We start from the raw sequence: 11,878 nt of genomic DNA on the forward strand, positions 1-11,878 counted from the left end.
ACCTCTTTTCCAATCCATTTTCTTAATCGTATCATGTATTCTCTATAAAGAAAATGAAAGATTCATTCCATTTATTAAGCCGACTTCAACCGTTTGACATTTGGTTAGCTTAAAATTTAATTTCCTTCAAATTGCAAGCAAGGGCTACAGCCAATTTAATTCTTGCCTTTTTAGAGTCGTTGTCACTCCCTAGAATAACTCCCTTATTAAAAAGATCAAAGGCACTTCCTTCATAATCATAGGTTGTGTATACTGAACCCTCTTCTGCGCTAGTAGTGACAACCAGTTTAATTCCCGCTGCAATAGCTTTTTCAATTTCTGCCATCATTTTAGGGGCAACCTGACCACGTCCCACTCCTTCTAGGACAATTCCAGCAATCCCCGCCTCTCGAGCTGCTTTAATAAATTTCCCATCAGCTCCAATATAGCATTTAATAATTTCGACTTGAGGAATAGATGATTCTATTTCAAAATACTCTCTTTTGATTGGTTTTTGAAAAACATGAACTTGATCGTTATCAATAATGCCAAGATAACCAAATCCAAATGCATTGAAACCCTGGATATTGGATGCATGTTCTTTTTTTACATATCTTGCAGCAAATATTCGTTCATTAAAAACGACAACGGTGCCAGCATCTCTTAAATCATGAGAACAAGCACAATAAATGGCATGACGCAAATTAATATACACATCGCTGCCTAAATCCTCTGGCGAGCGCTGGGAACCTGTAACGACAACAGTTCTTGGATCTTTAATTGTTAAATCAAGAAAATAGGATGTTTCTTCCATTGTATCCGTTCCATGTGTGACAACCACGCCTGAAACATCTTCATCCTTAAAATAGTCCTCAATTTTGTTTTTTAATAAAATTAAATCATCAAATGTGATATGAATACTAGCTTTTTGAAAAACAGATTCAATAACGACTTCAATGTCCTTTGGCAAATTACACATACTAGCGAGCTCTTCACCAGTTAACGCACCTGAGGCTAATTTTCCTGAATCTTTATTTGGCTTGCTTGCTATTGTTCCACCTGTTGTTAATAAGACAACTTTTTTCATCATTTTGTCACCCTTTTGGCATCTTTTTCTAGGATTGAGCAAGCAATTTCCCCACCGTGGAACCTGCCATTTTCAATAAATATTTCATTTGCGTTATTTCCTGCCGCAATTACACCTGCTATATATATCCCCTCAATATTTGTCTCCATTGTATCTGCATTAAAGAAGGGTCGCCCTGATTCCCCATCTATATTTACACCCATGTTCCGTAAAAATTGATGATCTGGATGGTAGCCTGTCATTGCAAAAACAAAATCATTACTAATCACATTTTCGTTATGGTCTTTTATATATACAACTTGATTTTCCGTTATTTCTTTTAGGGTAGCGTTAAATTCCATCAAAATGGTTCCCGCCCGGACCAACGCTTCAAATTCAGGAAGAATCCATGGCTTTATACTTGGAGAGTATTTTTCACCACGATATAAAACTGTTACTCTCGCTCCAGCCTTCACAAGTTCTATTGCAGCGTCAACACTAGAATTTTTCCCACCAATCACACAAACATCTTTATCATAAAATGGATGGGCTTCTTTAAAATAGTGAAATACCTTTGATAAATTTTCACCAGGTACCTCCATATAATTGGGATGATCATAATAACCGGTAGCGATGATTACATAGCGGGCACAATAAGTATTTTTATTGGTATAAACATGAAACAGCTCACCTTGTTTTGATACACTGGTAACTTTTTCAAACGCATTTATTCGTAACTGTTTCCGTTTGGCAACTTCTCGATAATAAACAAGCGCCTGATTTCTTTTAGGTTTATACTGTTCTGTAATAAAGGGTACTTCGCCAATTTCTAATTTTTCTGCTGTACTAAAAAATGTTTGATGTGTAGGGTAGTGATAAATTGAATTCACTACATTTCCTTTTTCAATAATAAGTGGTTTTTTCCCTATATCCTGAACTGCGATCGCCGCTGCTAAACCACAAGGGCCACCGCCAACAATAATGATATCTTCTATTTGCATAATAAGTACACCCCTTAAAACAATCATACAGGATAACAAAAAAACTCCTATCGTCTATGATAGGAGTTTTCTCACTATGTTTCAATGGTTAAGTTTTAAATCCAGCCTCTAAAACGGCTTGCCTCTGCCATTTTTCTAACTCCAACCATATATGCAGCAAGTCGCATATCGACACGGCGTGTTTGGGCAGTGTCATAAATATTGTTAAAGGATTTTATCATTACCTTTTCCAGTTTTTCTTCTACTTCTTCCTCAGACCAATAGTAACCTTGGTTATTTTGAACCCATTCGAAATAAGAAACGGTTACACCACCAGCAGATGCTAATACATCCGGGACAAGGAGAATTCCTCGTTCTGTTAAAATCTCTGTCGCCTCTAGTGTAGTTGGACCATTTGCCGCCTCTACCACAATGCTTGCACGAATATTATGAGCGTTTTCTTCAGTAATTTGATTTTCTATTGCAGCAGGAACAAGAATATCGCATTCAAGTTCTAGCAATTCCTTATTTGTTATCGTGTTATTAAATAATTTTGTAACCGTTCCAAAGCTATCTCGTCTATCCAATAGATAATCAATATCCAAACCATTTGGATCGTGCAAAGCTCCGTATGCATCAGAAATTCCAATTACTTTTGCACCTGCATCGTGCATGAATTTAGATAAAAAGCTTCCAGCATTACCAAAACCTTGAATAACAACCCTTGCACCCTCAATTTGAATACCTCTCTTTTTAGCAGCCTCTTGGATGCAGATTGTTACTCCTTTTGCAGTTGCAGATTCACGTCCATGTGACCCTCCAAGAACAAGTGGTTTACCCGTAATAAAACCTGGTGAATTAAATTCATCAATTCGGCTATATTCATCCATCATCCAAGCCATGATTTGCGAATTGGTAAACACATCAGGAGCTGGAATGTCTTTAGTTGGTCCAACAATTTGACTGATTGCTCTTACGTATCCCCGGCTTAATCTTTCAAGCTCTCTAAAGGACATATCACGAGGGTCGCAGACAATACCGCCTTTACCACCGCCATACGGAAGATCGACAATTCCACATTTTAAGCTCATCCAAATTGAAAGGGCTTTCACTTCCGTTTCTGTCACACCTGGATGGAAACGAATCCCACCCTTTGTTGGCCCCACAGCATCATTATGCTGGGCACGGTAACCAGTAAATATTTTTACGGAACCGTCATCCATTCTAATTGGAATTTTAACTGTCATTAAACGTAATGGCTCTTTTAAGAGCTCGTATACCTCTTCAGGATAACCTAACTTTTCAAGGGCTTTATGTATAACGGTTTGTGTCGATTTCAACACATCATGCTTTTCCACTTGATTAGTCTTTTCATTATCTTTATCGGCTACCATTTGTAATCCTCCCTAAAAAAATGCTACGAATGTTGTCAGCTTTCAGACACAAGTATACACCTTTAATTGATTTATGCAAGAGGAAAAGTCAACTACCTTAACCATTATGTAAACGTTGCCAATTGCATTTTTAAAGGATTTCTAAAAATTGCAATGGCTACAAATTATATCTTAAAAGCTTTTAATGATTGAAAGGGCGGTGGTTGCCCTCTTCTAACTTACTTTCTTAAAAAGAAGCTAAATTACTTGAAATATTGAAGAATAGTTTCCACCGCATTATTTTCGATTATTCGTTTCCCATACTCAGCTAAAACGTACGGACTTAGAATTGAAGCATTACCAAATTCAGATAAAACACAAGCTGCCTTAATATTATTTTCAGTTTCTAAATTATTCATTACTAAATAATAGCGGTTATGCATTGCATATAGGCTTCCACCAAAAATATTGACAGTGGACAGTCGTTTTGAAAGACCAATTATATCCTCAAAATCATCAAACTCATACAATAGGTCCTCAAAACCTTCCATCCTTACTTGCATTTCAATAAATCCATCATATAGAATTTCCTCATCTTCAATTGCTTCATCAACGGTAATGATCAATATCATCCCTTGAGCCTGGAGGGAGAACACCTCTACCGCCACAGAACCTTGGATATCAACGTCAAATTCCTCACTTGCCTCTTCCACCAAATCATGAAAAAGCTGATTCCATTTTATGGAGTCTTTCCAAATATCTTCTTTGGAGAGTCCCCTGTCAAATAAATCATCAGAGGTTAGAAAAATTTTTATTTTATTGGCCGTTAAGCGTTCTAAGCGCATGATTTTGCCCCCTGCCGTGACATAACTCTTGTTTTCAGTGTATGCCCTGGGGTCCTGTTGGTGAATTGTCTATATTTTTCCTTCCATATCTGAATTCCACTTTAGTGTAATCAAGTGACATTCAGCAGGTGCCCCCAACCTTAAAGGGATGGTAGTGGTACCATAACCATTACTAATAAGAAGAATGGTATTATCTAATCTTTTTATTTTCCCTCTTTCATGTGGACTATATCCTAAAATATGAATTTGCCCCCCGTGGGTATGACCACATAACACTAAGCGAATTTCATGTTCAGAAAGAATCTTATTTGTAATATCAGGATAATGGCTTGCTAGAATTTTAAAACTATTCTCTTCTGCATCTAGTAAGGCTAAATCCAGACGATCTCGGTCTTGCTTTAAATCATCTACACCAAGTAAACAAAATTTTTCACCTTCTGCTGATTCAAAAGTCACAGCGGTGTTATCTAATATTTTAATACCTAACTCCAGGAGGATGGCATCTAATTTATGATAATCTACTTCATAATCATTGTTTCCCCATACAAAGTAGACAGGACCAATTTGCTTTAGTTTCAACAAGTTTGCTTTAACTTTCTCAAAAGGAACCCCTTTTTCTGTTAAATCTCCGCCGATTACAACTATATTTGCCTTCCCCTTAACAGGGTTAATAATTTTATCCGATATCTTTCTCCTATGAATATCCGATATAAAAAAGATCGAAACACTGCCAAGAGATTTAGGAAAGTCAGAAAAAGATAATTCATGTTCTGTTACTTTATTTAAAAATGCTTCACGTAACATATATATAAGAAGACATACACCACCGATGAACAGGACAACTAAACTAATAACCATATTTCCTTTTCCCCATTTCTTAACTTAAAGTTCAATGGAAATCATACCATATAAAAGACTTAAACTAAAAAAGACAAGGGTTTGCTCCCATCCCATTTTAAAAAGAAGGAAAAAAATAAAAAAAAGGAAGAGATACTCCAAGAAAAGATTCATACCTAATTTTTCTCGTTTCAGCCCCATTTTCCTTGTCCTATGTAACAGCTCACGAATAACTTTTCCGGTAACGAGAAATCCAATAAAAAAAACCACTGAAGCTACAAAAAATTTTAATGGATTTATTACAAGCCCTATAAAGAACTCAGAAAGGACAAATGGATGAGGAATCGTAATCCATTTAATGAGCAGATATCCACTTAGAAAAATAACCAAATCCGTCATTACTTTTTTATACATAAAAATCCCTCCCATACAATGTATGAGAAGGATTGAAAATATTACCTAATTCAGTTATTGGTCCTCTTCGATACTTAAAATTCTGAACCCATGTTCTTCCAGCCTCTTTGTAAATTTGTCAATATTGTTCTTCTTTTTGATCCATCAACAACTGATAATAAAGGAAAATCCTTTAAATCAAGAAGGGTTTTATGTCATAGAAAAACGAAAAATTCATATTATTAAATGATGTTGAATAAAGGGAGGGCTAAAATGAATACACACTTTAAAACCTATCATCCTTATGCGAGTCCGTTTGACCCTTGCAAGCCAATTCCTGAAAAAACTTACTCTACCCCGCCACATTTATATATGGGCTTTCAACCACCTAATCTTCCACAATTTTCACCGCAAGAAGCACTGAGAGCTGGCACGCTCTGGAAGGACTTCTATGATCCTTGGTACAATTCCTTGGAGAAAGCAAAAGGGGGCCTTCCAACATGAAACAGGTCCCTGCCGAATATTATCAAATAATGGAGCAGCTTCAAGCGGTTGACTTTGTTTTAGTAGAACTCACATTATATTTAGATACCCATCCTGATGACCTAGAGGCAATCAATCAATTCAATCATTACGCAAAAGAACGAAAACGTATCAAAAAGGCATTTGAAAGTCAATTTGGTCCATTGCTTCAATTTGGAAATAGCTACTCCGGATATCCATGGAACTGGAAAGATACCCCATGGCCGTGGCAAGTTTAATTAAAGGGAGGGAAGAGCTCAATGTGGGTTTATGAGAAAAAATTACAATACCCTGTTCGAGTCAGTACTTGTAATCCAACCTTAGCAAAATATTTAATTGAGCAATATGGGGGTGCCGACGGCGAACTTGCTGCTGCACTCCGATACTTAAACCAACGATACACGATTCCAGATAAGGTAATTGGCCTTCTTACAGATATTGGTACAGAAGAGTTCGCCCACCTCGAAATGATTGCTACAATGGTCTACAAATTAACGAAAGACGCCACGCCTGAGCAATTGAAAGCAGCTGGATTGGGAGCACATTATGCTGACCATGATAGTGCATTATACTACCATAATGCCGCAGGAGTTCCATTTACAGCAACTTATATAACCGCTAAGGGTGACCCAATTGCAGATTTATATGAAGATATTGCAGCAGAGGAAAAGGCAAGAGCAACCTACCAGTGGTTGATTAACATAAGTGATGATCCTGATATCAATGATAGTCTGCGCTTCTTACGTGAACGGGAAATCATTCATTCGCAACGTTTCCGGGAAGCAGTGGAAATTTTAAAAGACCAACAGGGTAAAAAGACGATTTTCTAATCAAATAAGAAGCAGTTAGTCTGCTTCTTATTTTTTTTCATGATATAAGTTTATGTCATATTTTGTTTTCATCATTTCAAAAACAATGTGACGTGATTTCCATTCTTCTTCTTTTTTCCAATAATCCTTACTGCGGTCGACAATTTCACATCTTAATTCATGATATTCCTTTTCTGCTTTGTCTTTTTTTTCTTTCAGTAAATTCATTGTACCGTACATTCCGACACAAAAAACCAACAATGTTAAATTATTGGAGTCATTTACAAACGCAGAAAACATTGCAGCAAAGGAATAGGAATAAATACTGGCAACTGTGATATACAAATAGGTTAAGAAACTAGCTGCTAAAATAATTGTGGCCCAAATTGAAAGAATATGCCGCTTTTTAAAACGGTCAAATTTTTCTTTTCGTTTTCTTACATTTTCAAGAGCCTGCTTGGTTGCCTGATCAGTATTTTCAAGTAATTGGATTGGAGAATCCATTTTTATCACCCTCCATTTCTCTGTATATACATATGAACTTGTCCCTTCTTTTATGTTTTTCTATTTAAAAAAAACCGATCACTTTTGGATCGGTTAATTGTTTATTGGTATTTTCAAAACCTGCCCTGTATTTAGTTGGTTACTCGTTAGATGGTTTGCCTCCATAATAATTTCCATTCCCTTTGGGGACTGATAATACGTCATTGCTATCCTATAAAGGTTTTCATTTGGTTTAACCGTATGAGAAATGATTTTACTAGCTTCTGATTCTGTCGATACTACGCTAGTTTCTGATTCTTTTTCTTTTTCACTATTAATATCTGATACCTGAGAATCCGTTTTGTTTTCATTTGTACTCTCGGGTTGAACAGATGTATCCACAGCCGTTTCAGTTTGTTCTACTCCGGCGTTAGATTCTTGGCTAGTTTCTTCTGAATCATTAGCTTCAGAAATTACTTCCTTCGATTCATCGGGATTTTCTTGGGTTTCCTCGTCATCTTTAGAACTTTCCCAATTAATCGTTTCATACCCTACTGATTCTTCTGATAGTTTTTCAACACCATTTATTTTTTTAGCACCGTCACGGTAAGAGATTACACTATATATGATTATAGGCAGGAGGATAAAGAACAAAACTAATAGACGAATAAGTGGATATTTTAGCTTCCATTTTGTTTTTTTCTTCTTTGGGCGATGTATCTGCTCCCGTGGCGGCAAAACTTCCATGTCTTCGACTTTTTCACTAATTTTTTCTATTCGCTGTTTTAATCTTTCCGCTTGGTCCCTGAATGGTTCTTCATTATTCATGGAGCTACTCCTCCCTGTTCAGCTTCTCTGATTGGTCGTTTCAATTTTATATATACTCCTAATAAAAAATCAATGACAAAATGCATAACAATTGTGACTGCTAAATTGTCTGTCCACTGAAATATTAAACCAATAAAAAAGCTTAATACAACAATATTTACAAACAAAAACCAATTAAAAAGATATCGATAGTGGATGATTGCAAAAATAATACTTGCTAAAATGAGGCCTACTTTTGTTTGGATGATCCCTCTAAACAATAATTCTTCACTAAAAGCTACTAAAAGGGCAATGATAAAGATGTGAAACAAATTTCTATTTTTAAATATTCTTTCATTCAAACCGCCATCATCATAAAAGGACGAAGGCAGCGATTTCATTAAAAGTATATCGACCATTACCACTGTAATACCGACAGGGAGACCGATTGATATAATATGAAAGTCATTCAAAGAAATATTATTTAAATAGGAGAAATGGTCAAAAAATATAAAACCTAATATTAATGAGATCACACAGAGAATTCCCTGTGTCATGTACAGGTGAAAAAGCAAATCTTTATCCGTTAATTCATTAATTAATTCAAAATACTTTTTTTTCATTCCCTCAACTCACAATTGATTAGAATTTTAGCAAGATAGTCGTTCCAGTTTTTTTCATTTGTTTTTACTGAAGGAAAATGATTAGAATTAATATTTTGATAATCATTTATTTGAAGCCCGCAAATGTCGCAGCATGGATTTAACTTGTTAGACATTATTTCATTAAAATAATGTAAAATATATTCACGTCTGCAAGAATTGGTTTCAATCCATTTTTTCATGCAATAAATATTATTTTTCTTAATGGATAATCTTTCCTTAACAAAATCATTAATAGTGCTTTGTAATTTTTCAAGGCTAGCCACTTCTAGAAATGAATTATTTACAAAGTCCTCAACTATCCTCCATTGAATCTCGGTAAAACCGCCAAGCTCCATTAGTTTCGTATTTAGATTGATCTTTCCATCCTTCAGAAGATGGTCATGTTCTACCTTTTTAAACAACCAGTCTATTTGCTGTTCAGATGGCAATTCATTCTCTGCAAGCTGGATTGGAAGCTGTTCATCCCCTGGCGAATATAAAAGGATGGCAATACTCGGTTCGCCATCGCGACCTGCCCTTCCGATTTCCTGTAGAAAAGATTCTATTTGCATTGGCATGTGATAGTGAATAATAAAACGGATATTTTCTTTATTAATACCCATGCCAAAAGCACTCGTAGCACATATTACATCTAATTGCCCATAGATAAACTGTTGTTGAATCAGTATCCTTGTATTTTGATCCAATCCGCCATGATAGGCCATAGACTGACAGATTCCTTTTTCTGTTAGTAAGGTTGCCATCAGTTCGGCAGCTTTTTTACTTGAAAAATAAATAATTCCTGGTTTTTTCAATTTGGCAACAAACTCGAGGACACTGGCTTGTTTATCGCGGTAATCAAATAGTTCTTTTACATAAAAGCCGATATTGGGTCGGTCGATGGTCGATTCTATTTTTACTATTTCCTCTAAATCAAGTGAAGCAACAATGTCCTGTCGTACCTTTATTGTAGCTGTCGCTGTCAGTGCAAGCGTTAGTGGATTACCGAATTTCTTTCGGATCTCACCTAGTTTTGAATAATCCGGGCGAAAATCAAAGCCCCATTGGGAAATACAATGGGCTTCATCTACAACAAACAACGCAATCGTAAGCTCTTGAAGTTTACGAAGGATATAGGGAACTCTCAACATTTCAGGTGATATGAAGATAAATTTATATTGACTTAAATGATGAAGGGCCCTATTTCTTTCCTCTCCCGAAAGAAAAGAGTTTAAAGCAATGACTCTTTTTTCACCAAATCTTTTAAATTGTTCCACTTGATCCTGCATTAATGATAGAAGAGGAGAAATAATTAAAATGTGCCCATCTAAAATAATCCCAGGAAGTTGGTAACAAAGGGATTTTCCAGTTCCAGTTGGGAGCATTGCCAGTGTATGCTGCCCAGCAAGAATGGAGGTGATTACCTCTTTTTGTCCAGTCTTAAACGTTTGATAACCAAAATGTTTTTTTAAAACCTTTTCTAATTCCATTATCTATCACCATATTTCGCTAAAACTAACCTTATTTGAAAATAAGTAGCAGCACCTACTTTTTCTCTTATCACTTTTAGCTGTTTGGTTACTTTTTGCCGCGAAACTTCCAAAATCTTATTTTGTAACTCACTATCGACGTAGGTATCAATGGAAAAATCCTTTACATTTAAGGCTAATTCAACAAGATGATCTTCTATTGTACTTAACTTTAAGTGTCTAAGATTTGCAATCATATCAAGGCTATATCCTTGTAATAATAATGCCTGTGTTTTCCTTGAGGAAAGGGTTAATTCATCATCTTGCATTAGATCATGGATAAGATAAGGTAAAATTTTAAACTGATTACCGTCTTCCATTATTTTTTGAATCAAGTAATGAAGGGCATTAGTAAAACCAATCTGATAATCATGAATATCTAACTTCAGCTTTTTTGCTACTTGAAGAGGGGTTAATCCAATCTGCTGAAAACCAGTTAACCGAAACACTACAAGTGATGGGTCCATGTCTTTCACTGTATTAAAACATTCATTTAACTCTGAATAGACAGCAGTCCCCAACTCCATCCTAGGTACGGTGATATCCTTTAGAGCAGCTTTTAACCAGATATGGACGTCTTTGTTTTTTTGAATGGGTATATATCTTGATTCCCTAAAAGCAAGATTGGATACTACCTGAATTAGTAGGGACAATCTTTCCCAAAATAGAGAGGATATTTGATGAAAGGTCCAGCCATTTATATATTCGGGCAATGGTTTGTTTTCTAGAAGTGTTATTCCAGAGGTCGTTACATCGTATCGTTGTTCCCCTTTATTTATTAACCAATTTTTTTCTACCATTGATTGATATATTTCATCAAAGGAGTCCCTTGTTAATTGCTCATAAATCCCAAAAAATTTTTTTAATGAAAATAGGTGGGCGTCTTGGATAGTTTGTGATGATTTTTTTCCATTCAACAGGTGATAGACGGAGTAAATCGTCCGTTCCCTGTTTAATTGTTTTACACTATAAAGAATAATGGATTCAAGTTGCATCATACTAAGTCCCCCGCCGTTTTTCGTACATTATCGACAAAATATCCATTTTTCTTCTTTATTCTACCATGAAATAAAGTAGATTGTTGTCCAAAAATGTGTAAGAATTAGAAATTCAACTATATAATCTACAGGTATATGGGTATTTTTCTATTGAAAAGTTATCGATACAGTTTTACAATAGATATGAGTTATCCGTTTTCAATTTGATAATGGAAAATGTGTAAGAATAATTTTGTTTATATTACTGGGAGGTTTTTTTTCATGGCAAAGTACACAATTGTGGATAAGGAAACTTGCATTGCATGTGGGGCTTGCGGCGCAGCAGCACCAGATATTTATGATTATGATGATGAAGGCATTGCATTTGTAACTCTTGATGATAATGAAGGAATTGTTGAAATTCCAGATGTATTAATCGATGATATGATGGATGCTTTTGAAGGCTGTCCTACTGATTCCATTAAGGTAGCTGACGAAGCTTTTGATGGTAATCCAACTAAATTTGAATAATATTTAGGTAAAACAAATGTTAAGCTACTACCTCTCTCCTTTTTAAGGTGAGAGGTTTTAATTTTTTACAAAAAAACAACAGGAGGAATGGGTCCTTCCTGTT

General features: G+C 35.6%; 15 protein-coding genes. 4 read left to right on the top strand and 11 right to left on the bottom strand.

The window, feature by feature from the left end:
- Positions 1-109: 109 nt before the first annotated feature.
- The 6 genes from J7E63_RS05020 to J7E63_RS05045 all read right to left on the bottom strand — a co-directional run bounded on the left by J7E63_RS05020 (position 110) and on the right by J7E63_RS05045 (position 5,494).
- Entirely contained in the window at positions 110-1,066 is a 957-nt protein-coding gene (locus J7E63_RS05020; protein ID WP_215010548.1) for an asparaginase, read from the bottom strand.
- The gene (locus J7E63_RS05025) at positions 1,066-2,046 is read right to left on the bottom strand and encodes a YpdA family putative bacillithiol disulfide reductase (RefSeq protein ID WP_215010508.1); all 981 of its coding nucleotides are present in this window, start codon (positions 2,044-2,046) and stop codon (positions 1,066-1,068) included. The genes J7E63_RS05020 and J7E63_RS05025 overlap by 1 nt, the downstream gene beginning before the upstream one ends.
- 95 nt (positions 2,047-2,141) lie before the next feature.
- A complete protein-coding gene (locus tag J7E63_RS05030; RefSeq protein WP_215010509.1) occupies positions 2,142-3,419 on the bottom strand; it encodes a Glu/Leu/Phe/Val family dehydrogenase in 1,278 nt (425 codons plus the stop codon).
- A gap of 242 nt (positions 3,420-3,661) precedes the next feature.
- Positions 3,662-4,243 (bottom strand): genetic competence negative regulator, encoded by a 582-nt coding sequence (locus tag J7E63_RS05035; RefSeq protein ID WP_214718979.1) that lies wholly within the window; start codon positions 4,241-4,243, stop codon positions 3,662-3,664.
- 69 nt (positions 4,244-4,312) lie between these two features.
- The gene (locus tag J7E63_RS05040; protein ID WP_215010510.1) at positions 4,313-5,101 is read right to left on the bottom strand and encodes a metallophosphoesterase; all 789 of its coding nucleotides are present in this window, start codon (positions 5,099-5,101) and stop codon (positions 4,313-4,315) included.
- A gap of 24 nt (positions 5,102-5,125) precedes the next feature.
- Positions 5,126-5,494 (bottom strand): hypothetical protein, encoded by a 369-nt coding sequence (locus J7E63_RS05045; RefSeq protein WP_215010511.1) that lies wholly within the window; start codon positions 5,492-5,494, stop codon positions 5,126-5,128.
- A 252-nt stretch (positions 5,495-5,746) separates the two neighbouring features.
- On the opposite strand from J7E63_RS05045, the gene J7E63_RS05050 reads away from it, so the two are divergent.
- The 3 genes from J7E63_RS05050 to cotJC are packed head-to-tail and all read left to right on the top strand — an operon-like array spanning position 5,747 to position 6,825.
- Positions 5,747-5,977, top strand: coding sequence for a spore coat associated protein CotJA (locus J7E63_RS05050; RefSeq protein ID WP_214718973.1), 231 nt, complete (start codon positions 5,747-5,749; stop codon positions 5,975-5,977).
- On the top strand, positions 5,974-6,234 hold the full coding sequence (locus J7E63_RS05055; protein WP_215010512.1) for a spore coat protein CotJB: 261 nt from the start codon (positions 5,974-5,976) through the stop codon (positions 6,232-6,234). The genes J7E63_RS05050 and J7E63_RS05055 overlap by 4 nt, the downstream gene beginning before the upstream one ends.
- Positions 6,235-6,255: 21 nt before the next feature.
- Entirely contained in the window at positions 6,256-6,825 is a 570-nt protein-coding gene (cotJC, locus tag J7E63_RS05060; protein ID WP_215010513.1) for a spore coat protein CotJC, read from the top strand.
- Between the two features lie 27 nt (positions 6,826-6,852).
- Here cotJC and J7E63_RS05065 read toward each other — a convergent pair whose 3' ends face one another.
- From J7E63_RS05065 to J7E63_RS05085, 5 genes are all read right to left on the bottom strand, one after another.
- Entirely contained in the window at positions 6,853-7,308 is a 456-nt protein-coding gene (locus J7E63_RS05065) for a YpbF family protein (RefSeq protein WP_214718966.1), read from the bottom strand.
- Between the two features lie 93 nt (positions 7,309-7,401).
- Positions 7,402-8,115 carry a LysM peptidoglycan-binding domain-containing protein gene (locus tag J7E63_RS05070; RefSeq protein ID WP_215010514.1) on the bottom strand — a complete coding sequence of 238 codons (714 nt, stop codon included), beginning with the start codon at positions 8,113-8,115 and terminating at the stop codon, positions 7,402-7,404.
- Positions 8,112-8,717 (bottom strand): CPBP family intramembrane glutamic endopeptidase, encoded by a 606-nt coding sequence (locus J7E63_RS05075; RefSeq protein WP_215010515.1) that lies wholly within the window; start codon positions 8,715-8,717, stop codon positions 8,112-8,114. Before J7E63_RS05075 ends, J7E63_RS05070 begins: the two co-directional genes overlap by 4 nt.
- Positions 8,714-10,228, bottom strand: a complete 1,515-nt coding sequence (locus tag J7E63_RS05080; RefSeq protein ID WP_215010516.1) for a RecQ family ATP-dependent DNA helicase — start codon at positions 10,226-10,228, stop codon at positions 8,714-8,716. The genes J7E63_RS05075 and J7E63_RS05080 overlap by 4 nt, the downstream gene beginning before the upstream one ends.
- Positions 10,228-11,265: a YpbB family protein gene (locus J7E63_RS05085; protein WP_215010517.1), complete on the bottom strand. Its 1,038-nt coding sequence runs from the start codon at positions 11,263-11,265 to the stop codon at positions 10,228-10,230. The genes J7E63_RS05080 and J7E63_RS05085 overlap by 1 nt, the downstream gene beginning before the upstream one ends.
- 261 nt (positions 11,266-11,526) lie before the next feature.
- On the opposite strand from J7E63_RS05085, the gene J7E63_RS05090 reads away from it, so the two are divergent.
- Complete coding sequence (locus tag J7E63_RS05090) at positions 11,527-11,775, top strand: ferredoxin (RefSeq protein ID WP_024030326.1); 249 nt, start codon at positions 11,527-11,529, stop codon at positions 11,773-11,775.
- The last annotated feature ends 103 nt before the right edge of the window (positions 11,776-11,878 follow it).

The sequence above is a fragment of the Bacillus sp. ISL-75 genome (genome assembly GCF_018613095.1).